Genomic DNA, 21,723 nt, shown 5'->3' with positions numbered 1-21,723 from the left:
CTCGCCCCGCTGATCACGCCCGGCATGGCACCGCCTCGAAGTTCTCCCGGCCCTCGCCGAAGGCCGCGTCGGGCACGGCGAAGCTGTCGAGGCCCTCGCCGAACCGCTCCGTGAGGTAGGTGTCGGCGCGCTTCGCCATGGCCTTGTCGGACTCGACGGTCAGCGACAGCGTGCGGCCGGCGCGCCACTCAACGACCTCGCCGTCCTCGACGATCGGCACGCCGTCCTTGAGGACGAGCTTGGCGGCGGTGAACATCGCGGTGCGGTTCGCGTCGTCGCGGTAGACCGCGACGTCGGCCCGGGCGCCGGCCCGCAGGTGGCCCCGGTCGGCGAGGCCGAGGAGCTTCGCCGGTCCGGACCGGGTCAGCTGCGCGATCTCCGAGAGCGTGTACTCGCGCTCCAGCCCGGGGAGGCTCGACCGCTCACCGACCACGCTCGGCAGCGTCGCGATCTCGCGGTCGCGCTCCGACTTGTCCATCAGCAGGTGGATGATGCGCGGGTACTGGGTGAACGGGCCGCCGTTCGGGTGGTCGGTGGTCAGGATCGTCCGCTCCGGGTCGGTGGAGAGCAGCATGATCTCCAGGCCGATCGCCCATTGCAGCGAGCTGGTCGGGCCCCGGGGCCGGTACAGGAACGGCACCACGCCGCCGCCCTCGGCGTCGCCCGCGTTCAGGACCCACTTCTTCGGCTTGGCGCCCTTCCGGCCGGCGAACTGGCGGAGGATGTCGAGGGACACCGTCACGGTCTGGCCGAACACGACCTGCCCGATATCGAGGGTGGCGTTCGGGTTGTCGGCGATCGCCTGCGCGATCCGCTCGGCGGCCGAGCGGAAGCCGCCGGTGCCGGGATTGGCCGGGTCGACCGCCCCGTAGGCGTAGAACTGCGCGTGAGCGAAGTGGATGCGCCGTCCCTCCGCCGCGTCGAGCGTCGCCATGAAGCTGTCGTCGGCCCCCGGCAGGCCGAGGTTGTTGCAGTGGACGTGCAGCGGGTGCGGGACGCCGATCTCCTCGACCGCGTCGAGGAGCGAGCCCATGATCTGCCGGGTCGAGAGCCCGTAGCAGGGGATCTCGTCGTCGAGCGACAGGCGCAGGGCCCCGTCCTTGAAGGCCGAGGCACCGCCCGCGTTGATGCACTTGACCCCGAGGCCGCGCGACTGGGCGACCGACAGGGCGACGAGGTCGCGTACGGCGTTGCCGCCCTGGCGCTCGCGCAGGAGCTGCAGGAGCTGGTCGTCGTTGCCCATCACGGTCAGGGCGCCGCGGTCGAGCAGCGGGATGTCGGCGAGCTCGAGCTGCGTGCCCAGCGCGTGGGTCGGCGGCATCGCCGGCTCGACGGCCGTGGTGTAGCCCATCCGCGCGTAGGTCGAGCCGATCCAGGCCGCCGCCCCGCCCGCGTGGGCGAAGGGATGGCCGTCGGGCGCCGCCTCGCTGACGTAGAGGTCGGGCAGGAGCAGCCGCGAGGTGATCACGTTGCCGCCGGCGATGTGCGAGTGCACCTCGACGCCGCCCGCCATCACCACGCAGCCCGCGGCGTCGATCACGGCGTCGGGCTCGCGGCCCGGCGGATCGATCACGCGGCCGTCCTCGATCCAGACGTCGCCCACGGAATCGCGGGACGCGGTCGGATCGACGACGCGCCCGCCCCGGATCACGCTCAGCATGCGGGTTCACTCCTCGACGCGGCCGGGCCCGTGACCAGGCGCTCCTTCAGGGCGCCCAGCACCGACGCGGCCGACGGCAGATCCGACGGCGCCGAGGCCGGCCAGAAGGTCAGCGCGGCGCGCTGTTCGTTCCACAACACGCCGCCGTGGTCGCGGCCGGGCTGGCCAACCGCGATCACCACCTCGGCGGCTCCGGCCTCACCGTCCGCGACCAGCGCGACGGAGGGGACGTTCGACAGCCAGTCCGGGCGCGACACCGGGACGGCGCCGAGCCAGAGAACGGCGTCGACCTCGCCGGCGGCGACCTGCCGGGCGGCGTCGAAGCGCCAGGGATCGTGCTCGGGCACGCGGCACCCGAAGCCGCTGCGCGGCGCCTGCCCGGTGAGCCAGGCCGAGACCGGCACCACCGCCCGGTCCTGACCGGTGCCGCCGACCGCGAGGGTGAAGCAGCGCGTCGTCTCGCTGAGCTCCATGGCGAGGCCCTGGAGCATCTCGATGCCGACCTCGCCGAGTTCGGCGGCGTCGTAGAGGAGGATTCCGTACTGCGCGGCGGCGAGCTGCGCGGCGATCTGGCCGGGGAGATCATCGCCGGCGAGGTGGCCGCGGGCGTGGGCGCGCAGCACGCCGACCGCCTCGGTCAGCCCGCCCTCGGCCGGCCAGGACAGGGACGCGGTGGCGTTTGCACCGACGGCCAGCAGGGTGCGGTCCGACCCGGCGGCGCGACCGCGGCCGGGCTTGCCGTCGACGAGGCGCTTCAGGAGCGGCGCCTGCCAGGGCGCGGCGCCGACCACCAGCACCACGTCGGCGCGCCCGACGGCCTCGGCGGGTGTCGAGGTCAGCGCCCCGACCCGGCTCAGCGCCCCGAGGTCCGCGTAGGTGCCGGCCGCGCCGGCGGTGTCGACGGAGGCGCCGATGCGCCCCGCGAGATCGTAGGCCGCGCGGATCGCGGCCACGTCGGCGCTGAGGCCGGCGATCACCGGCGCGCGCGCTTTGGCGAGGAGGGATGCGGCCGCCTCGATGGCGGTGCCCGCGTCCGTCGCGCCACCCTTCACCCAGGCTGCCATGCTCCCTCTCGCAACGTTCTTGCTTGGTTTCGGAGCGGGCGACGGCCGTAAGACCGGACGAAGCGGGTGCCCCTCGAGCCCGAGGGTTCCCCACCGAATCGGAATGGCTCATCCGCCCGGCATGTCCGGGCAGGCGGCAAACTCGGCGCGCCGTCGCGGGCCTAGGTTTGCCTTCATCCGCGCACCGCGGCAAGGGGGTCCGGCGGCGATGCGCGTCGGGAAGTGAATCGCGGGTATCGGTTCACCGCCGCGCGCGCTCTCCGCGATCGATCAGTCCTGCGCCGTCGGCGGGCACGATCCGCGCGCGTCCACGTTGCCCGGTTCCGGGCCGCGTGTGACAAGCGCGCCGCGCAGGGGCCGGGCCTGCGGGATTCGAGACGGGATTCGAGGGAAGAGCGTTGGGCGAGGTCCCCGAACGGAACGAGGCGACGGCGGACGGTACCGTGCGGGTCGAGGCGCCGGCGCGGCTGCATTTCGGCTTCCTGGACCTGCATGGCGGGCTCGGCCGGCGCTTCGGCAGCATCGGGCTGGCCATCGACGCGCCGTCCCTGGCCCTGACCGCCCGGCGGGCCGCCCGGCCCACCGTCACGGGCCCGGAATCCGACCGGGTGCGCGGCTACGTCGAGGCCGCCGCCGCCCATCTCGGGCGCGGCGGGGACGTCGCCATCGATGTCGAGCGGGTGATCCCGGCCCATGCCGGGTTCGGCTCCGGCACGCAGCTCGCCCTCGCGGTGGCGGCCGCGATGGCGCGCCTCAACGGCGAGCCCTTCGCGGCGGAGGCCTTCGCGGCGACCCTGGACCGGGGCAACCGGTCCGGCGTCGGCCTGTGCGCCTTCACGGAGGGCGGCCTCATCGTCGACGGCGGCCGCGGCGCGGATGGCGGGCCGCCGCCGGTCATCGCGCGCCTGCCCTATCCCGAGGCCTGGCGGATCGTCCTGATCCTCGATCCGAGCATGGCCGGCGTGCACGGGACGCGCGAGGTCGAGGCTTTCCGCGACCTGCCGCGCTTCCCCGAGGCCCAGGCCGCCGAGATCTGCCGGATCGCGCTGATGCAGGTGCTGCCCGCCGTCGCCCTGGCGGAGCCGCAGGGGTTCGGCGCCGGCATCACCCGGATCCAGACGCTGATCGGCGACCATTTCGCGCCCCATCAGGGCGGCCGCTACGCCAGCGCCGCGGTGGCGGAGGCGCTCGCCAGCGTCGCCGCGCGGGGCGTCGCGGGCTACGGCCAGTCCTCCTGGGGGCCGACCGGCTTCGCGCTGGTCCCGTCCGAGGCGGAGGCCCGCGCCCTGGTGGCCGGCCTCGATCGCGGCGGCCCCCTCCGGTTCGTCATCGCCCGGGGCCGCAACGGTGGCGCTTCGGTAACCGGTCCGGCGTGAGCTGGCCGCCCCGGGCTTGACCCGGGGCGCCGCTCCGGGTTTGGACGGAGGGAAGGCGCCTCTCTTCTCGCGCGCCGCACGAGGATTCCATGGCCCGCTCGATCCTCCACATGCTGACGCCGCTCCGGCACATGAGCCCGTTCGACGTGAACATGGCCGTGGATGCCGGCTTCGAGACGGTGGTGACCTACGCGGAGGTCAGCCTCGCCGACGTCGTCACCCTGACGCAGGATTCGATCTTCTCGCGGTCGCCGGCCGACGGGACGCGGACGGGCATCTTCATCGGCGGCAAGAACGCCGAGGACGCCCTCGACATGGTCGACCGCGCCAAGAAGGCCTTCGTGCCGCCCTTCGTGAACCACGTCTTCGCCGACCCGGCGGGCTCGTTCACCACCGGCGCCGCCATGGTGGCGCAGGTCTCCCGCGCCCTGCGGCAGAAGTTCAACACCGACCTCAAGGGCAAGCGCATCGTGATCTTCGGCGGCGCGGGCGTCGTCGCCTACGTGGCCGCGGTGATCGGCGCCCTGCAGGGCGCGACCACAGTCCTGGTCGGCCACGACGGCGAGGAGCGCGTCTCGAAGATCGCCTTCACGATGAAATGGCGCTTCGGCATCGAGGTCGGCGCCGTCGACGGCACGACGCCCGACGACCGGCGCGCGGCTATCCGCGACGCCGACGTCATCCTCTCGGCCGGCCCGGCGGGCATCCCGATCCTCACCGCGGAGGATCTGAAATCCGCGCCGAAGCTGCTCGTGGCGTCCGACGTCAACGCCGTGCCGCCCGCCGGCATCGCGGGGATCGACGTCAACGCGGTGGACGTCGCGCTGCCCACCGGCAAGGGGGTCGGTATCGGCGCGCTGGCCGTCGGCGACGTGAAGTACAAGACGCAGCGGCGCCTGTTCGACCGGATGCTCGCCTCCGACACGCCGCTGTGCCTCGACTTCCGCGACGCCTACGAGCTCGCCGTGGAGATCGCCGGCTAGGCCGCTCCCGGACCGGATGCCGATGGCGGACGCGGTCCTGATCGCCGCGCAGGCCGGGCGCGCCCTGGCCGAGGCGGCGCGGCGCGCGGGGCTTCGGCCCTACGTCGCCGACCTGTTCGGCGATTCCGATACCCGCGCGCTGGCCGAGGCCTACCGGCAACTGCCGGGCCGCTTCGGCACCGGCCCCGCCGCCGACGCCACCCTGGCGGCGCTCGACGACCTCGCGGCGCTGGCCGGGAACCCGGTCGGCCTGATCCTGGGCAGCGGCTTCGAGGACGCCCCCGACCTGATCGCGCGCCTCTCCGCGCGGCACCGGCTCATCGGCGCCTCGGCCGGGACCGTCGCCGCCCTGAAGGATCCCGTGGCCTTCGCGGCCCTGTGCGCGCGCCTCGGCGTGCCGCATCCGGCCGTGGCGGCCGCGCCGCCGGCGGACCCCGCGGGCTGGCTGGTCAAGCGGATCGGGGGTTCCGGCGGTAGCCACATCCGGCCGGCCACCCGGTCGCCCGCGCCGGCGGGCCACTATCTCCAGGCGCGCGTGCCGGGGCGGCCCCACGCTCTGAACGTCCTCGCCGACGGCCGAACGATCCGTGTCCTCGCGGTCACCGAGCAATGGTGCGCGCCGTCGCCGATCCGGCCGTTCCGTTACGCCGGGGCGCTCGCCCGCGGCGCCGGCGAATCCCCGGCGCTCCCCGCCCACGTCGTGCAGGCCGTCGCCGCCGGGACCGAGCGGATCGTCGCCGCGACGGGCCTGCGCGGCCTCGCCAGCGCCGACCTGCTGGTCGACGGGACCGAGTGGTGGCTCACGGAGATCAACCCGAGGCCCGGCGCGACCCTCGACGTCCTCGACCGGCGCGGGACGCCGCTGCTCGCGGCCCACATCGCCGCGTGCCTCGGCACGATGCCGGAGCCCGGCCCGCATCCGGCGGGTGCGGCGGCCGCGCAGATCTGTTACGCGGACCGTGAGCTTGCGCCTGTGCCGGACCTCGATTGGCCGGACTGCGTGCGCGACCGCCCGTGCCCCGGCTCGGCGGTCCGCCGCGACGCGCCGCTCTGCACGGTGCTGGCCGAAGGCGCGGACCGGGCGGAGGTGCTCGCCCTGTTGGAAACGCGGACGGCACACCTGCGGGCCGTCTGCGCGGCGAAGAAAACACACCCCGAGGAAGCCCCGTCATGAGTGCCAGCCCGTCCTATCCCAGCATCAACGCGCTCTCCGGCCCCCTGGTCGAGCGGCTCGTGGCCGACGCCGCGACGCTGCGGCTCTCCGTGTCGCAGGCCGCCGGCGGCGCCCGCATGGTCGATGCCGGCGCGCAGGCGCGGGGCTCGATCGAGGCCGGGCGGCGCATCGCCGAGATCTGCCTCGGCGGCCTCGGCACCGTCACGATCGCGCCGAGCGGGCCGATCGCGTCCTGGCCGTACTCGGTGACGGTCCATTCCGCCGACCCGGTGCTCGCCTGCCTCGGCAGCCAGTACGCGGGCTGGAGCCTCGCCGACGAGACCGGGGATTCGGGCTTCTTCGCCCTCGGCTCGGGCCCGGGCCGCGCGGTGGCGGCCGTCGAGGAGCTGTACCAGGAACTCGGCTTCCGCGATTCCGCCACCAAGACCGCCCTCGTACTGGAGGCGGCCGGCGGCCCGCCCGAGAGCGTCGTCGCCAAGGTCGCGGAGGCCTCCGGCCTCAAGCCCGAGGACCTGACCTTCATCTTCGCGCCGACCCAGAGCCTCGCCGGCTCCACGCAGGTCGTGGCCCGCGTCCTGGAGGTCGCCCTCCACAAGGCCCACACGGTCGGCTTCGACCTGCACGCCATCGTGGACGGGATCGGCTCGGCGCCGCTGTCGCCGCCGCACCCGGACTTCATCAAGGCCATGGGCCGGACCAACGACGCGATCATCTACGGCGGCCGGGTCCAGCTCTTCGTGGACGCCGACGATGCCGACGCGAAGCAGCTCGCCGAGCAATTGCCCTCGACGACCTCGAGCGACCACGGCGCGCCCTTCGCCGACATCTTCGCGCGGGTGAACGGCGACTTCTACAAGATCGACGGCGCCCTGTTCTCGCCGGCCGAGGCGATCGTCACGTCGGTGCGCTCCGGCGCGACCTACCGCGGCGGCCGCCTGGAGCCGACGCTGGTCGACGCGTCCTTCGCCTGAGGGCACGCGGGGCGCCCCTCCCGCGCGGCGGGGCCCCCAGTCCGATCCACCGAGCGACAGAACCTCGGGCCGCCCCGGAGGCGGGCGGCCCCGTGACGATCAGGACCCCCATGCGCATCGGGCTCGCGGCCGATAACGGCACCTGGCACAAGAACCGCCTCCTCGCGGCCCTGCGCGCGAGCGGCGTCGAGCCGGTGCTGTTCTCCCTCGCCGACGTGGCTGTGGTCACGGGCGGCGGCGAGCCGCTGCGCGTGCCGGGCTTCGCCGACGCCCTGCCGGACGGCGTGCTGATGCGGACCATCGCGGGCGGCACCTTCGAGGCGACGACGATGCGGCTGGGCGTTCTGCACGCCCTGGTCGCCGCGGGGGTCACCGTCTGGAACGCGCCGACCGCGATCGAGCGCTCGGTCGACAAGGCGGCGACCTCGCTGCTGATCGACCGGGCCGGCCTGCCGACCCCGGCGACCTGGGTGTTCTCGAAGCGCGAGGCGGCCGCGGCCCTGGTCGCCGCCGAGGCGCGGCCGGGCGCGCCGCTGGTCCTGAAGCCGCTGTTCGGCTCGCAGGGGGAGGGGCTCGCCCTGATCGAGCGCCCGGAGGACCTGCCCGACGAGGAGGCGGTGGCCCGGGTCTACTACCTCCAGCGCTACGTGCCGCGCCGGGACGGCCTGTGGCGCGATTACCGGGTGTTCGTCTGCGACGGACGGGCGATCGCCGGCATGATCCGCGAGGGCGACGGCTGGATCACCAACGTCCACAGGGGCGGCCGGCCGCTGCCCTGGGCGATGCCGCGCGCCGCCGCCGAGCTGGCCGAGGCGGCGGCCGCCGCGGTCGGCGTCGACTATTCCGGCGTCGACCTCGTCGAGGACGGGGAGGGCGGGTTCTCGGTCCTCGAGGTCAATTCCATGCCGGCCTGGTCGGGGCTCCAGACCGTCTGCGAGGCCGACATCGCGGCCGCGGTGGTGCGGGGCTTCCTCGCCGCGGCCCGCGGCGCCAGCCGCCCCCGGCTCGTGGTGGCATGAGCGGGACCGGCCTCGACGCGGCGCTGATCGGCACGCTCTACCGGGCGGCCTGCCTCGCGGAGCTCGACGCCCTCAAGCCCGGCAACGTCCACGCCTACGCGCCCGGCCACCGCATGGTGCTGGCGGATTTCGTCACGAGCGCCGACGTCTCGGCCCCGCCCCTGGCCCGGGCGGGCGCGGGCGTCGGGGCGCGGGTCCGCGACGGCGTCGCCACCACCGTGGCGGCGGTGGGCCAGAACACCAATCTCGGCATCCTGCTGCTCTGCGCGCCGCTCGCGGTCGCGGCCGAGGGGGATCGGACCGTCGCTGCGGTGCTCGACACGCTGGACGGCGCGGATTCGGAGGCCGTCTTCGCGGGCATCCGCCGCGCGAATCCGGGCGGCCTCGGCGAGGCCGCCCGGCACGACGTCGCCGAGGCGGCGCCCGGCGCACTGCGCGACGCCATGGCGGAGGCCGCCGACCGGGACCGGATCGCCCGCGCCTACGTCACGGCTTTCGCGGACGTGCCGGCGATCGGGCTCGCGGCCCTGCGCGAGGCCCGCGCCGCCGGGCTCGACCCGACCTGGTGCACGACCGCGATCCACCTCGCCTTCCTGCGCGCCGTCCCGGACAGCCACGTCGCGCGCAAGCACGGCGCGGCCGCGGCCGAGGGCGTCCGCCGGGAAGTCGAGGCGGCACTCGCCGGGATCGACCTCGCCGCGCGGCCGGTCGACGCGCTGCTGGCCCTCGACGCGTCGCTGAAGGCGCGGTCGATCAATCCCGGCACGAGCGCGGATTTCACCGTCGCGACGCTGTTCTGGGACGCGCTCGCGGGCGCCGGCGCCCGGCTGGCCTGAGCCGCGTGCACGATCCGGTGTCCATAGCGCCGGGCGGATGGAAATTCCTTCGTGTCAGGGCCTTGCGCGGGTTGTGAGCCGCAGGGGCCCGCTGTAGGGTCCGCCGCGCTGTCCGGCCCAACCGGCTCGGCCCAACCGGCTCGGCCGGCATGGTCGGGCGCCGATAACAAGGATGGCTTCCCGGCCGCGGCACCGCCCGGCGCGCGGCTCTATTTCGGAATCCAGGGAGAGACACCGAATGGCGAAGATCACCAAGGTTCAGGTCGGCGAAGCGCTCGTCGGCGACGGCAACGAGGTCGCCCACATCGACCTCATCATCGGACCGCGCGGTTCGCCGGCCGAGACGGCTTTCTGCAACGGCCTCGTGAACAACAAGCACGGCTTCACCAGCCTGCTCGCGGTCATCGCGCCGAACCTGCCGTGCAAGCCGAACACCCTGATGTTCAACAAGGTCACCATCAACGACGCCCGTCAGGCCGTCCAGATGTTCGGCCCGGCCCAGCACGGCGTTGCCAAGGCCGTGCAGGACGCGGTGGCCGAGGGCATCATCCCGGCGGACGAGGCCGACGACCTGTACATCCTGGTCGGCGTGTTCATCCACTGGGAGGCGGCCGACGACGCCAAGATCCAGAAGTACAACTACGAGGCCACCAAGCTGTCGATCCAGCGCGCCGTGAACGGCGAGCCGAAGGCCTCGACGGTCACCGAGCAGCGCAACTCGGCGCAGCACCCCTTCGCCGCCAACGCTTAGATCGGGGACGGTCCTGGGCAGAGCGAGCCTCCGCCCGCACCGCGGGGCCTGCTCCAGCGACTGGCTTCGATCTTCCTTGGCCGATAATTAGGCCCCTGAACGGGACGGCGCGAGCCGTCCCGTTTTTTGTTGATCGCCCACCGCCCGGACCGCCGCGCCACATCGCGGCCGGGCGAGGCGCCGACGTACAGGTGACGCGGCGTCGAAGCTCCGCGGTCGCTGGTGGAGAACGGGATCGGCGCGCGCGAAAACTCTATCGTCCCGGCCGCACCGGGCAGAGCCGCGAGGTGAGGTCATGCCTGCATCGGACGAAGTGTCCGCAACCCTGCGCGATGACTGGATTCACGGCGGCCACTTGGTCCTCGCCGCGGATCCCGACACGTCCGACCACGCGGCGATCCATGCCTGGATCCTCGACTTCATGCAGACAAGCGCGGACGATCCCGATCAGGACAGCATCCGATCCCTGATCTACCACAGCCTGAACTTCGATATCCCGTTCCAGGCGACGGAGCGCGTCCGGCAATCCTTGATCGCCACCGTGCGGGCGCGTCTCGCGGCCGAAGCGTCGCGTCGCGGCCTCTGACCGGCCTGCGCCCCGCGGGCCACCGCGGCAGGCCGGCGCCAAGAGAAAAGGGGCCGCCTCGCGGCGACCCCCTTCCTTCGTCTCAGCGGATGGCTCGGACTTAGAAGTCCATGCCGCCCATGCCGCCGCCCGGCATGGCCGGAGCAGGGCTGTCCTTCTTCGGCGCGTCGGCGACCATCGCCTCGGTGGTCACCAGCAGGCCGGCGACCGAGGCCGCGTCCTGCAGGGCGGTGCGCACCACCTTGGCCGGGTCGACGATGCCGGCCTGAATCATGTCGACGTACTCTTCGGTCTGGGCGTTGAAGCCGAAGGTCTCCGAGGAGGTGTTGTCGGTGATCTTGCCGACCACGATCGAGCCTTCCACGCCCGCGTTCTGGGCGTGCAGCCGTCCTGGGAGGAGATGCGCGCGCCGCCGACCCCGTAGAAGGCGGCCGACGNATCATGTCGACGTACTCTTCGGTCTGGGCGTTGAAGCCGAAGGTCTCCGAGGAGGTGTTGTCGGTGATCTTGCCGACCACGATCGAGCCTTCCACGCCCGCGTTCTGGGCGATCTGGCGGAGCGGGGCCTCGAGCGCCTTCAGGACGATCTTGATGCCGGCCTGCACGTCCGGGATCTCGGACTTCAGCTCGGMGACCGCCTTCTTGGCGCGCAGCAGCGCGGTGCCGCCGCCCGGGACGATGCCTTCCTCGACCGCCGCGCGGGTGGCGTTGAGGGCGTCGTCGACGCGGTCCTTCTTCTCCTTCACCTCGACCTCGGTCGCGCCGCCCGACGCGGACGGGCGGGTGACGATCCCGGGCTTCTACGACGCCGTCGATGATCGTGGTGTTCTCCTTCTCGATGCGCACGCGCTTGGCGCGGCCGAGCATGGGGAGCGTCACGTTCTCGAGCTTGATGCCGAGGTCCTCGGCGATCATCTGRCCCTTGGTCAGGATCGCGATGTCCTCGAGCATCGCCTTCCGGCGGTCACCGAAGCCCGGCGCCTTGACGGCCGCGACCTTGAGGCCGCCGCGGAGCTTGTTGACGACGAGGGTGGCCAGAGCYTCGCCCTCGATGTCCTCGGCGATGATCAGGAGCGGCTTGCCGGTCTGAACGACGGCCTCGAGCACCGGCAGCATGGCCTGGAGCGASGAGAGCTTCTTCTCGTGGATSAGGATGTAGGGRTCCTCGAGCTCGGCGACCATCTTCTCCGCGTTCGTGATGAAGTACGGGGAGAGGTAGCCGCGGTCGAACTGCATGCCCTCGACGACGTCGAGTTCGGTCTCGGCGGTCTTGGCCTCCTCGACCGTGATCACGCCCTCGTTGCCCACCTTCTGCATGGCGTGGGCGATCATCTCGCCGATCTCCTTGTCGCCGTTGGCGGAGATCGTGGTCCTCGAGCTCGGCGACCATCTTCTCCGCGTTCGTGATGAAGTACGGGGAGAGGTAGCCGCGGTCGAACTGCATGCCCTCGACGACGTCGAGCTCGGTCTCGGCCGTCTTGGCCTCCTCGACCGTGATCACGCCCTCGTTGCCCACCTTCTGCATGGCGTGGGCGATCATCTCGCCGATCTCCTTGTCGCCGTTGGCGGAGATCNGTCTTGGCCTCCTCGACCGTGATCACGCCCTCGTTGCCCACCTTCTGCATGGCGTGGGCGATCATCTCGCCGATCTCCTTGTCGCCGTTGGCGGAGATCGTACCGACCTGGGCGATTTCCTCGGACGAGGCGACCTTCCGCGAGCGACCCGCGATATCCTTCACGACCGCGGCCACGGCCAGATCGATGCCGCGCTTCAGGTCCATCGGGTTCATGCCGGCGGCGACGTACTTGACGCCCTCTCGGACGATGGAGGCCGCGAGAACGGTCGCCGTGGTGGTGCCGTCGCCGGCGGTGTCGCTCGACTTCGAGGCCACTTCGCGCACCATCTGGGCGCCCATGTTCTCGAACTTGTCGGCGAGCTCGATCTCCTTCGCGACCGTCACACCGTCCTTGGTGATGCGCGGGGCGCCGAAGCTCTTCTCGATCACGACGTTGCGGCCCTTCGGGCCCAGCGTCACCTTCACTGCGCTGGCGAGCAGCTCGACACCGCGCAGCATCCCCTCGCGAGCATCAACCGAAAAGCGAACATCTTTGGCGGACATGGTGGTGCGCTCATCATCTGTCGTCTGGCCCCAAGGCACGCCACAGCGGGCGCCTCGACGGGAAGGTCGTCGTTCGAGGCCGCGAACGGCCTGATCGAGGCTAGGCGACGATGCCCAGGATGTCGGATTCCTTCATGATCAGGAGGTCCTGGCCGTCAATCTTGACCTCGGTGCCGGACCATTTGCCGAACAGCACACGGTCCCCCGCCTTGACATCGAGCGCGTTGATCTTGCCGGCCTCGTCGCGTGCACCGGGCCCCACAGCGACGACCTCGCCCTCCTGCGGCTTCTCCTTGACCGTATCGGGGATGATGATCCCGCCCTTGGTCTTCTCCTCGCCTTCGATGCGACGGAGCACCACGCGGTCGTGCAGCGGACGGAATTTCATTGTGAGATCCTGATCGTTCCCAAGCGAGATCCAACCGCGGTGATTGGCGCTGTCGCGGGACAGAGACCGGCGAGATTGTTTCGCCGCTTGATCGACCGACTGTTAGCACTCGCCGCATGGAAGTGCTAATCTTATGATGGGACAGCGGGCCCCGCTCATCCGGAAGCCGGGGCAAAACGCCTAAACGGCCCCTTCAGCGAGGGACAGCGGATTCGAACCGCCTGCGTCGATCGACCGATCTCCGCGCCGCGCGGATCAACCTGCGCGATCGTCCGCCCTGATCGGGCCGCTCAAGCAGGACTGTGTTGGAGGATGGCAAGACGATCAGTCAGGCCACCGCTCCGCCGACCAGCGACGATTTCACCGTGAAAAGCAGCTGTCTCGCCTGAAATCGCCAAGAGTTTTGACAATCGAAAATCTGGACGGTGGCAGACGGATATTTCGTCTCTTTCACACGTTACACTTGTCCGCGCGATGGTCAGTCCCGCCGCTGGCGGACAAGGATCATTGTCATGACAATTCTGATGACCGTCGCTCTGGCGATTGCGTTGCTCGGCATCGCGCTGACGTCGGCAGCCTACCGGTTTGCACCGGTGTCGAAGCACATAGCGAGCGGGGATATCGTCCTCGTCTGTGGGATCAGCACTGCGGCTTTGGGAAGCCTCGGAGTTCTCCTGCAGATCTTCACCGTCTGACCTGAGGGCTCGTCGAAGCCGCGTTGCCCGTGACCGGGTCGCGCGGCGGGATCCATGTCATGGACGGGAGGCTGCCACCATGCCGACACTGCCCGACGCCTACCTCCGGGACATCCTTACACAGGCGGAACAGGACCTCGCCGCGGCCGAGTTGCGCCGGGCCCAGCAGGCACGGATCGTCGCCGGCCCGCTCAATAGCCCGGAGACCCGAGCCGCCGCGGAACTGCTTCTGCGGGAGATCGACCGGACCATCACGTCCATCTGGGCGAACCGCCATTTAATCGAGGTCATCCTGGCCTGATCAAGCCGAGCCGGCAGATATGCCGATGCCGCGTTCATCCCCCCGCCCCTCGGCCAAGCGCGTCTCGTCCGTGCACAACGGCAGGTCGGCGGCTGGGGCCCCGACAATGGCACAGGACCAATCCTCACGATGCGTGTCACGTGCCGTTGCCTTGGGCGGTCATGCTGCCCGCGATCGGACCCTTATTCGAGCCCTCGGCAAAAACGTGGCCTGCACGGCACCGCCCGCCGACACTTCCCGTGGGGGCTGGCGACAAGCGTCAGCTCACGAGACTGCGCCACAGTCTGCCGAGGCGTTCGCCGACAGAGCCATCCGCGGCACGCATCTCCAAGCCACTTCGCTGTCGCTTTCCCAGATCATCGAGCGTCACGATCATCCACGAGACTTGGGCTTTGGGGGTCTGTGCGCTCGAAGCGGAGGGTCAATACCTGAGCTCGCTCCAGCGAAAGCAGACCATCAGCGACCAGGCCCGAAACCACTTCCCCGAATTCGTCCCTGGTAAGGCCACGACTCTTGAAGGACTTCACGATCGTGTCCGCATGCGCCATGTCCATCAGATCGCGCTTGATCTCCATCGTCGAGGGGATCGATATTTTGCGCCCAAAACGTTTCTGATTGAGCATGGCGGATCTCCTTGACGGCAGCAACGGAAGCTCGAGTACTGAAAACGCCGAGAACGTTATTTCGTTCAGATCGGCGCCTGTTTCATGTTTTCCCGGATAAAATTTCTAATATGCGATAAATCGCCAGATTTATATTTATTTGATCTGGTAAAATATTTTCGACACATCATCTTATGAGAGTCGCCGCATCCTGCGGGCGATCGCTGCGACGCGCGACTGTGTCGTCGGACGGACGCGGGTCCTGTCGCGTGCTGACGTCAGTCAGCAGGTGATGCGCTGAGTTCCCGGCATGGCGAATCTCGGGGACGACCCTCGACATGATGGAGCGGCTCTACGTCGCCAGTCGACCTGGCCACCTGAGCAAACGGTGACGTCATCGGCCGGCGCTTTGGCAGGACAGCGGACGTCGGCTGTCTGCATGCGCGTGAATTCAGCCCGTCCAGCAAGGAGTGCGTTATGGCTCAACCTAGACTTACAGGCTTGGAGTTCAGCTGGTTCACCAAGTGCCAGATGATGGCGTCAAATTATGCCCAGCACTGGGAGATGATTCTCGAGCCTGATCTTGGAAGTCTGATTCAGGCCGTCGCCACCGATGCGCGGACCAGCTTCACCGGGCCGCAATCGATGCGTCGCGTCGCCGAACGACTAACGCTCGTTGCGGACTCGCTTGTCGCGGCGAGCGACGATCGGGCTCGCGCTGCTGATGTGCGCCGCGAAGACGGTCGTTGCACGGAAGCGCTGCGATACTTGGCGTCGCAACTGGCGAGCACGGCAGCCAGCGTCGAGGCATGGAAGCATGCGTCCGCCTCCGCGACTGAAACAAGTCAGGCGCCGTCGGCGTGACTGCCAAAGGACTTATAATAGCGGTCCTGGAAGATTAATAAACGGTTCTTATGGGAGCATTGAACAGATCAGATGATCGTTTTCAGATCCAATCCCCACAAGTTACAGGTCATGCCATCGGCGAAGGAGCCCGGCCGGTTCGACTGGTCGATCACGCGGGACGATGTGATCGTGCGCCAGTCGGCCCGATCCTTCGATTCGGAGGGCGCTTCGGAGACGAATGGCGATTTAGCCCTTCGTCGGATGACGGTGCGTTGGCAGGGCGCGCGATAGGCGCCGCAACCGCTACGGTCGTGCCTCCAACTGGGTCATCGCTCCGCCGGGCATGTCAGAGCCTTCAACCTGTCCGAGTGAGACCGGCGGGAGCTGCGCCGAGACCGACGCGTCCCGCGTGCCGTATGGCGGCGCCGACTAAGTGCCCAGCCGGCGTCATCCTGCCGACACCGATCGCCTGCCGCGTCGGAAACGGCGGACCGGCGCCTCTTCCCGTGGTGGGAAGGGGACTCGCCGTCCCTCGGCAATCGGAAGGCACGCCCCATTCCAGTGAACAGGATCAATCCCATGACAGGCCGTTCAAGAACAGCGTGGCTGCTTCCGACCCTGCTCGGCTCCGCGACCGCGCTGGGAGCGTCCGCCCTCTATGCGGCCGCTCAGGCGAAGCAGGCCGAGCGACGGACGCCACCGATCGGCGCGTTCCTCACCGTGGATGGCGTGCGCCTGCACTACGTCGAGCGGGGGGACGGCGAGCCGCTGGTGCTGATTCACGGCAACGGCATGATGATCCAGGACTTTCTCGTCAGCGGCATCGTCGACGATCTGGCTGAGCGCCACCGCGTCATCATCTTCGACCGACCCGGTTACGGCTACAGCGACCGCCCGCGCGGGCTCTGGACGCCGCGCACTCACGCGACGCTGTTCCAGAAGGCGCTTCAGCAGCTCGGCGTTGCCCAAGCCGTCGTCCTCGGACACTCCTGGGGGGCTTTGGTCGCGGTCGCCCTCGCGCTACAGGCCCCGCAGCTCGTGCGCAGCCTCGTCTTGGCGTCCGGGTATTATTACCCGACGCTGCGCGCCGATGTGGTGCTCGCGTCCCCGGTGGCGCTCCCCGGCATCGGGGACCTGATGCGCCACTCGATCTCGCCCGTGATCGGTCGGATCCTGCAGCCCGCCCTGCTCAAGGCCATGTTCGCGCCGGCCGCCGTCACGGAGCGTTTCGACCGAGGGTTCCCGAAGGCCATGATGCTGCGGCCGATCCAGCTGCGGGCGTCAGCAGAGGACGCCGCGTTGATGACGCCGTCGGCGGCCGAGCTTCAGAAGCACTACCGCGACCTGAGGCTCCCGGTGGTGATCATCGTGGGCGGAGCCGATCAGATCGCCGATGTCGATCGGCAGTCGAAGCGCCTGCACGGCGAACTGCCCGACAGTCACCTCATCGTCGTGCCCGGCCTGGGCCACATGATCCAGCATCTGGCACCGGACGCGGTCATCGCAGCCATCGACCAGGCTTCGAAGCGGGTTCGCGTCGCCGCCTGAGGAGTGGCCGGTTCGGATCCCGGCGTCGCCGAAGTCGGACTGGCGGTGATGTCACAGAGCCCGCGCGAAGCCTGCTTCCAGAGCGAGTGCGTTGGCCGTCTGTTGCGAGAGGCGGACGCCCGTCGGCTCGACATCGGCATCCCCCTTCACCGCGCGGCGCACGATGGCCAGCGCCTCGTCCTCGGAGGTGGTGATGGCGACGTAGAACATCGCCAATTGCCCCGACAACTCGGCCTCGTCAGGTCGCGTCACCTTGAGGATGAAGGCCGTCTGGTTGGGTTCAATCATCGCCGCGTCGGCCGAATGCGCATTCGTGTTCGTCATCATGGCGTTCAACAAACTTGATTCCAGACTGCCCGCGGCATCTCCGCCGGTCCTGAGAGTCCCGACGGAGAGCCGTCACAGGACGCGCCCTCTGCACGCACTGATCCGACCGGCCGAAACCGATCAGGATGCGTGGGTGAGTTCGCCTTCCCGCACGGCACGCTCGCCGCTGGCGGACCTGATCCGGTAAGTCGGCTCGCCGGAACGGTCGTCCGGCGTGAGGCGAACAACCTCGAAGAGGCCGTCGACGATGCTCTTATTGCCTGCGTAGCTGAGCCCCAGCTGCCGGACATGCTGACCGATCTTGAACTTGTGCGACATGGGTCGTCCTCCTGGGTGACGGGTACTGCAGGCTGAGTCCGGCCTACCGACGGGCTCGCGCCTTGCGAGCCGCGAAGCGTGCGTCGCGCGCGGCCTTCTGCTCGGCGGCGAGGTCAGCCTGCCGCGCTGCCTTCTCGGCTATCTGACGGGCGATCTCCGCTTCGGCGCGCTCCTTTGCGGCCAACGCTGCAGCCTCACGGTCAGCCTCGGCGGCCAGCCGAGCGATCTCCCGCTCGCTCGCCCGCACGTCCCGGGCCTGGACGACCGTGTGCCGCGCCGCTTGGCGGGCGAGGACGACCGGATCATCGGCCGCAGGACGAGCCCGGAAGCGGGCCAGCGTAGCCTGCCGCGCTTTGGCCGTCGCTTCGAGACGATCGACGAGCTGGTCTGTTTTGAACTGACCCACGGAAATTCCTTTTTGTCCGCCCCGACTCAGCCAAGGCGGCGAGAAACAGATGAAGCCGCTCCCGAGGGAACGGCTTCGAAAATCGTCGGTCGTACCAGCGAGGCTCAGGCGGCCTGAAGGTTGCCGGCCGACTGCTTACCGGTGCGACGGTCGGACTCCATCTCGTAGGAGATCTTCTGACCTTCGGCCAAGTTGCGCATGCCGGCGCGCTCGACGGCGGAGATGTGGACGAACACGTCCTTGCCGCCATCATCCGGCTGGATGAAGCCGAAACCCTTGGTGTCGTTGAACCACTTAACGGTGCCGATGCTCATAGGTATTCCATATCTATACAGGCAAGAAATCGGGCCGAGCGCGCATCACGCGCGCCCGGTCTCTGGTCGTCGAAAATGGGAGAGATGCAGAGCGTTCGCCCTGTTCAGGCGAGACGGCTGGAATATCTGGCCAAAAGTCGATTTATCATCTCTACGCCATCGGAGAGATCATCACAACCATTAATGTGGCTCGGACAAAAATTAGCGCCCCGCGCCGCGATATCGTGCGCGCGCCAGAGAAGACTAAAACCGGCGACAGGATCATTGATCTGCAGCTGTCCGACCGCGGTAGAACTCGGGCTTCTGGCGCATCGCAGCGTCGCGCCGGAAGATCATCGGTCCCGCGGCGGTGGAGCCTTCCCATCCTGCCGCAGACACCGTCCACCCGCGAGACAAGGCAACCTTACACACCGTCCCGCGTTGGCAAATATCCATCCCACTGAGCATCTGAGGCGCGTTCTTCGACGAGAAGACGCGAAGCAAGAGCGCATGTCGTTCGTCAAAAAAACCTTACCCAGCCGAGCCGCCACGCACATCGATATCAATGATCGGGTCGTTCGAGCCGCGTGGGCCGAACGCTTCGCGATTACGGAGGGGCAACTGCGCAAGGCGGCGAGACTGGTGGGTTCCCGCATCACGACCCTCACGAGTCATCTTGGCGGGCCGTCCGGCTCATGACGGCCCTCACCACGCGCCAGAGGGCTCCGTTAGCCCCGCACCAGCTCGGCATCCTGATCGTCGACGACGATCCGGTGCAGCTGATGGACATGGCCGGGGCGCTGGCGCCGCTGGACTCATCGTGTTCGAGGCTTGCAACTCCGAGCAGGCGGTCGACCTTCTCTCGACCCGTACCGACGTGCGCGTCCTGATCAGCGACGTCGATATGCCCGGCAGCGAATTGAACGGGTATCAGTTGGCGAAGCTCGTCGCGGCGCGGTGGCCCGAGATCAGGCTGCTGGTGCTGTCCGATCGGAACAATCCCAAGGGCACCGATCTGCCGGACGGAGCACGTTTCGTATCCAAGCCGTGCGCGCTCCATGCGCTCACCGGCAACATCTTCGATCTCCTGTCCGAACAGGGCAGCGGCATCTAGGCCGGTGCGGCCGACACTGCTGCGCGGAGCGGCCGGTCTCAGGCCACCAACGCCAGGGCCGTCGCCGAGACCTCGTTCAGACTGAACGGCTTGGGAAAAAACCGCGCCTTGTCGGGCAGGGTTCTCGGCCGGAACGCGAGTGGGCCGGAGCAGACCATCACGGCGGTCTCCGGCCAACGCTCCGCGATCAGCTGCGCCAAGCGAATGCCATCGACCCGACCGGGCATGCGCACGTCGGTGAACACCAGCTGGATCGTCGGGAGTCTACCAAGCAGGTGCAGGGCCATGTCGCCAGTCCAGGCCTCGATCACGTCGAAGCCTGCATCGGCGAAGACATCCATGGTCTCCATCCGCGTGATGTTTTCATCCTCGACGATCAGCGCGGTTGGCTTCGAAATGATTTTGTTCATGGCTTAGAGCAAGCACGCGGATCGGTTTTCGTTCAATTTAAAATCTCCGTCTTTTCTTGAAACCCTGCGACGGGCGCCACGAGATCACACGTGACGCCGCTCGGCTGGTACACCAGCCTCACGGTCCCACCGATGGTCCCGGCGAGACCGCGCTCGATCAGACGGGTTCCGAAGCCCGTGCGCGACGGTGTCGAGACCGGCGGCCCGCCCGATTCAGTCCAGCACAGCCGCAGCTGCGGATCGTCGCCCGCCGCCTCGATCTGCCAGCGGATGCCGATGTGCCCGGCCTCGGTCGAGAGCGCCCCGTACTTGGCAGCGTTCGTCGCCAATTCGTGGATCATGAGCGCGAGAGCCAGCGCGGCCTTGGGGCCGATCTCGAGCGGCGGTCCCTCGATCCGGAACCGCCCCGCCTGCTGGTTGTCGTGCAGAGCCAGCGCCCCCCGGATGACGGCCTCCATCCCGGCCTGCTCGGTGTTGCTCGCCAGGAGAATGTCGTGGGCCTTACCGAGGGCGATCAGGCGCTGCAGCAGGGCGTCGCGCGCGCTGTCCAAGCTGGCGGCGTTGCGCAGGGTCTGCGCCGCGATGGCCTGGACGATGGCAAGGGTGTTCTTCAGCCGATGGCTGAGTTCATGGTTGAGCAGGCTCTGGTGCTGGTCCGCCGCCGCCCGCGCGCTGTTGTCCAGCATGACGCCTGTCATGCGCATGACGCGTCCGGCCTTGCTTCGGACCAGGAACGCCTGATTGAGCACGTCGGCATACGTGCCGTCCGCGCGCTGAAACCGGTACGCGTCGGCCCAACGCGGGCCCACCTCGGTAGCGCTGAGGACCTTCTGACGGACGCGCTCCCGATCCTCCGGATGAATGTGCTCAAACCACCATGCGGCCGTCGGTGTGACGGTCGAGGCCACGTAGCCGTAGACGCGGGTGAGGGCATCGTCCCAGTGAAAGGTATCGCCCTCGCGATCCCAATCCCACATCACATCCGTCGTGGCGCGCGAGGAAAGCCGGAAGCGCTCCTCGCTGATCTGCAGCGCGTCGCGCGCCTCGTCGGAGGTGGTGAGCGCGCGATCCCGTTCCCGGATGGCCCGCCGCAACTCGAGCTGGGTCATCACCTGACGGGCGAGCGCCTGCAGGCCGGACGCCTGTTGCGGGGTGAGGCCCTCCGGCCGGGGCTCGTTGTCGATCACGCACAGCGTGCCGATCGCGATTCCGTTGGTCGCCGTCAGCACGGCGCCCGCGTAGAAGCGGATGAACGGCTCTCCGGTCACCAGCGTGTTGTCACGGGTGCGGAGGTCCTGCGTCAGGTCCGGGATGATGAGGATATCCCGCTCGGCGAGGGCGTGGGCACAGATGGATTGGCTGAGCGGCGTCTCGCAGGGGGCAAACCCGATCCGGGCCTTGAACCACTGGCGGTCGCTGGCCACGAAGCTGATGAGGCCGACGGGCGTATCGCAGATCTGGGTGGCGAGGGCGACGAGATCGTCGAAGCCGGGCTCCGCGGGCGACTGGAGGATGTCGTAGCCGCTCAAAGCGGCTTTTCGCGCATGCCCGGCTGGGTCATTCATCGCATTGGTGTGTGTAGGGGTGATGAGTACCCGTAGCCAGAAATTGCGATCTACGCCACCCGGCAATCGTCACCCGCTCATCGTGGCGCCGGCTACGGCCCCCTCGGAACGGAATTGGCGCCTCGGGCATCCGAATGCCGCAGGCGGTTGGGGCCGTGATCCTGCGATCTGCGCCGATCCGGCGCGGCGGCTTTCCGAGGCCGGGCAAGGCGGGCATGATAGGCCCGCGCCGAGCTGCTATCCATCGACACTGACCTGCACGGGCATGTCTAGGGCGTCTCTGCAAACTCATGTGAGCCAGAGCATGGTCATGCCGAGGGTGACCATGGCGAGGTAGTTGGCAGCCCGCTTCTCGTAGCGGGTGGCGATG

The 21,723-nt window shown here is 69.2% G+C and carries 24 protein-coding genes and 4 pseudogenes; 14 read left to right on the top strand and 14 right to left on the bottom strand.

Translation table 11 applies throughout. The features are described from left to right. Nucleotides 1-13: 13 nt before the first annotated feature. Together ASG32_RS00130 and ASG32_RS00125 are read right to left on the bottom strand one after the other, a co-directional pair. A complete protein-coding gene (locus ASG32_RS00130) occupies nucleotides 14-1,660 on the bottom strand; it encodes a formylmethanofuran dehydrogenase subunit A (protein WP_056521167.1) in 1,647 nt (548 codons plus the stop codon). Then, nucleotides 1,654-2,724, bottom strand: a complete 1,071-nt coding sequence (locus tag ASG32_RS00125; protein WP_056521165.1) for a hypothetical protein — start codon at nucleotides 2,722-2,724, stop codon at nucleotides 1,654-1,656. Before ASG32_RS00125 ends, ASG32_RS00130 begins: the two co-directional genes overlap by 7 nt. 398 nt (nucleotides 2,725-3,122) lie before the next feature. Between ASG32_RS00125 and ASG32_RS00120 the strand changes: the two genes are divergently transcribed. The 8 genes from ASG32_RS00120 to ASG32_RS00085 all read left to right on the top strand — a co-directional run bounded on the left by ASG32_RS00120 (nucleotide 3,123) and on the right by ASG32_RS00085 (nucleotide 10,420). Further along, nucleotides 3,123-4,100 (top strand): beta-ribofuranosylaminobenzene 5'-phosphate synthase family protein, encoded by a 978-nt coding sequence (locus tag ASG32_RS00120; protein ID WP_056521163.1) that lies wholly within the window; start codon nucleotides 3,123-3,125, stop codon nucleotides 4,098-4,100. 89 nt (nucleotides 4,101-4,189) lie between these two features. Further along, entirely contained in the window at nucleotides 4,190-5,083 is an 894-nt protein-coding gene (locus ASG32_RS00115) for an NAD(P)-dependent methylenetetrahydromethanopterin dehydrogenase (protein WP_056521160.1), read from the top strand. Nucleotides 5,084-5,105: 22 nt separating this feature from the next. After that, nucleotides 5,106-6,257: an ATP-grasp domain-containing protein gene (locus ASG32_RS00110; protein WP_056522179.1), complete on the top strand. Its 1,152-nt coding sequence runs from the start codon at nucleotides 5,106-5,108 to the stop codon at nucleotides 6,255-6,257. Next, nucleotides 6,254-7,228 carry a methenyltetrahydromethanopterin cyclohydrolase gene (gene mch, locus ASG32_RS00105; protein ID WP_020091841.1) on the top strand — a complete coding sequence of 325 codons (975 nt, stop codon included), beginning with the start codon at nucleotides 6,254-6,256 and terminating at the stop codon, nucleotides 7,226-7,228. Before ASG32_RS00110 ends, mch begins: the two co-directional genes overlap by 4 nt. Before the next feature lie 110 nt (nucleotides 7,229-7,338). Beyond that, entirely contained in the window at nucleotides 7,339-8,247 is a 909-nt protein-coding gene (locus ASG32_RS00100) for a RimK family alpha-L-glutamate ligase (protein ID WP_020091842.1), read from the top strand. Beyond that, nucleotides 8,244-9,083, top strand: a complete 840-nt coding sequence (locus ASG32_RS00095; RefSeq protein WP_056521157.1) for a triphosphoribosyl-dephospho-CoA synthase — start codon at nucleotides 8,244-8,246, stop codon at nucleotides 9,081-9,083. Before ASG32_RS00100 ends, ASG32_RS00095 begins: the two co-directional genes overlap by 4 nt. A gap of 238 nt (nucleotides 9,084-9,321) precedes the next feature. After that, nucleotides 9,322-9,834, top strand: a complete 513-nt coding sequence (fae, locus tag ASG32_RS00090) for a 5,6,7,8-tetrahydromethanopterin hydro-lyase (RefSeq protein ID WP_012317540.1) — start codon at nucleotides 9,322-9,324, stop codon at nucleotides 9,832-9,834. 295 nt (nucleotides 9,835-10,129) lie between these two features. Next, entirely contained in the window at nucleotides 10,130-10,420 is a 291-nt protein-coding gene (locus tag ASG32_RS00085) for a hypothetical protein (RefSeq protein WP_244491748.1), read from the top strand. Between the two features lie 100 nt (nucleotides 10,421-10,520). Here the strand turns inward: ASG32_RS00085 and ASG32_RS32040 are convergent. The 5 genes and pseudogenes from ASG32_RS32040 to groES form a co-directional block, all read right to left on the bottom strand. After that, a pseudogene (locus ASG32_RS32040) lies at nucleotides 10,521-10,857 on the bottom strand (TCP-1/cpn60 chaperonin family protein); the annotation flags it as partial. Between the two features lies 1 nt (nucleotide 10,858). Beyond that, a pseudogene (locus tag ASG32_RS00080) lies at nucleotides 10,859-11,788 on the bottom strand (TCP-1/cpn60 chaperonin family protein); the annotation flags it as partial. 1 nt (nucleotide 11,789) lies between these two features. Then, nucleotides 11,790-11,994 (bottom strand): annotated as a pseudogene (gene groEL, locus ASG32_RS34810) (chaperonin GroEL); the annotation flags it as partial. A gap of 99 nt (nucleotides 11,995-12,093) precedes the next feature. Further along, nucleotides 12,094-12,540, bottom strand: a pseudogene (locus ASG32_RS32035) (TCP-1/cpn60 chaperonin family protein); the annotation flags it as partial. A gap of 100 nt (nucleotides 12,541-12,640) precedes the next feature. Next, nucleotides 12,641-12,928 (bottom strand): co-chaperone GroES, encoded by a 288-nt coding sequence (groES, locus tag ASG32_RS00070; protein ID WP_056521150.1) that lies wholly within the window; start codon nucleotides 12,926-12,928, stop codon nucleotides 12,641-12,643. A 512-nt stretch (nucleotides 12,929-13,440) separates the two neighbouring features. Here groES and ASG32_RS00065 point away from each other — a divergent pair. After that, nucleotides 13,441-13,623, top strand: coding sequence for a hypothetical protein (locus tag ASG32_RS00065; RefSeq protein ID WP_056521147.1), 183 nt, complete (start codon nucleotides 13,441-13,443; stop codon nucleotides 13,621-13,623). A 79-nt stretch (nucleotides 13,624-13,702) separates the two neighbouring features. Continuing rightward, nucleotides 13,703-13,924, top strand: a complete 222-nt coding sequence (locus ASG32_RS00060; protein WP_056521144.1) for a hypothetical protein — start codon at nucleotides 13,703-13,705, stop codon at nucleotides 13,922-13,924. Nucleotides 13,925-14,280: 356 nt separating this feature from the next. Here ASG32_RS00060 and ASG32_RS00055 read toward each other — a convergent pair whose 3' ends face one another. Further along, nucleotides 14,281-14,547: a hypothetical protein gene (locus ASG32_RS00055; protein WP_056521140.1), complete on the bottom strand. Its 267-nt coding sequence runs from the start codon at nucleotides 14,545-14,547 to the stop codon at nucleotides 14,281-14,283. Nucleotides 14,548-15,027: 480 nt separating this feature from the next. Here ASG32_RS00055 and ASG32_RS00050 point away from each other — a divergent pair, with 480 nt between their 5' ends. Further along, complete coding sequence (locus ASG32_RS00050) at nucleotides 15,028-15,390, top strand: hypothetical protein (protein ID WP_056521137.1); 363 nt, start codon at nucleotides 15,028-15,030, stop codon at nucleotides 15,388-15,390. A 561-nt stretch (nucleotides 15,391-15,951) separates the two neighbouring features. Further along, the gene (locus ASG32_RS00045; protein ID WP_056521135.1) at nucleotides 15,952-16,920 is read left to right on the top strand and encodes an alpha/beta hydrolase; all 969 of its coding nucleotides are present in this window, start codon (nucleotides 15,952-15,954) and stop codon (nucleotides 16,918-16,920) included. A 51-nt stretch (nucleotides 16,921-16,971) separates the two neighbouring features. On the opposite strand, the gene ASG32_RS00040 is transcribed toward ASG32_RS00045, so the two are convergent. The 4 genes from ASG32_RS00040 to ASG32_RS00025 form a co-directional block, all read right to left on the bottom strand. Next, the gene (locus tag ASG32_RS00040; RefSeq protein ID WP_244491774.1) at nucleotides 16,972-17,247 is read right to left on the bottom strand and encodes a hypothetical protein; all 276 of its coding nucleotides are present in this window, start codon (nucleotides 17,245-17,247) and stop codon (nucleotides 16,972-16,974) included. 120 nt (nucleotides 17,248-17,367) lie between these two features. Further along, nucleotides 17,368-17,565, bottom strand: a complete 198-nt coding sequence (locus tag ASG32_RS00035; RefSeq protein ID WP_056521132.1) for a hypothetical protein — start codon at nucleotides 17,563-17,565, stop codon at nucleotides 17,368-17,370. Between the two features lie 43 nt (nucleotides 17,566-17,608). After that, entirely contained in the window at nucleotides 17,609-17,971 is a 363-nt protein-coding gene (locus ASG32_RS00030; RefSeq protein WP_056521129.1) for a DUF6481 family protein, read from the bottom strand. A 104-nt stretch (nucleotides 17,972-18,075) separates the two neighbouring features. After that, the gene (locus ASG32_RS00025; RefSeq protein WP_056521128.1) at nucleotides 18,076-18,285 is read right to left on the bottom strand and encodes a cold-shock protein; all 210 of its coding nucleotides are present in this window, start codon (nucleotides 18,283-18,285) and stop codon (nucleotides 18,076-18,078) included. Nucleotides 18,286-18,774: 489 nt separating this feature from the next. Between ASG32_RS00025 and ASG32_RS32030 the strand changes: the two genes are divergently transcribed. Together ASG32_RS32030 and ASG32_RS33640 are read left to right on the top strand one after the other, a co-directional pair. Continuing rightward, nucleotides 18,775-18,963, top strand: coding sequence for a DUF3606 domain-containing protein (locus ASG32_RS32030; protein ID WP_082557719.1), 189 nt, complete (start codon nucleotides 18,775-18,777; stop codon nucleotides 18,961-18,963). A 121-nt stretch (nucleotides 18,964-19,084) separates the two neighbouring features. Then, nucleotides 19,085-19,378, top strand: coding sequence for a response regulator (locus tag ASG32_RS33640; protein WP_056521125.1), 294 nt, complete (start codon nucleotides 19,085-19,087; stop codon nucleotides 19,376-19,378). 38 nt (nucleotides 19,379-19,416) lie between these two features. On the opposite strand, the gene ASG32_RS00015 is transcribed toward ASG32_RS33640, so the two are convergent. Both ASG32_RS00015 and ASG32_RS00010 read right to left on the bottom strand, forming a co-directional pair. Beyond that, nucleotides 19,417-19,788 (bottom strand): response regulator, encoded by a 372-nt coding sequence (locus ASG32_RS00015; RefSeq protein ID WP_056521122.1) that lies wholly within the window; start codon nucleotides 19,786-19,788, stop codon nucleotides 19,417-19,419. A 32-nt stretch (nucleotides 19,789-19,820) separates the two neighbouring features. Next, nucleotides 19,821-21,317: an HWE histidine kinase domain-containing protein gene (locus ASG32_RS00010; protein WP_056521118.1), complete on the bottom strand. Its 1,497-nt coding sequence runs from the start codon at nucleotides 21,315-21,317 to the stop codon at nucleotides 19,821-19,823. Nucleotides 21,318-21,723 lie beyond the last annotated feature (406 nt).

It is taken from the genome of Methylobacterium sp. Leaf361 (assembly GCF_001424445.1).
In the GTDB taxonomy this organism is placed as follows: Bacteria; Pseudomonadota; Alphaproteobacteria; order Rhizobiales; family Beijerinckiaceae; genus Methylobacterium.
Note: the sequence above shows the minus strand (reverse complement) of the source record. Positions and strands in the feature narration are given on the sequence as shown.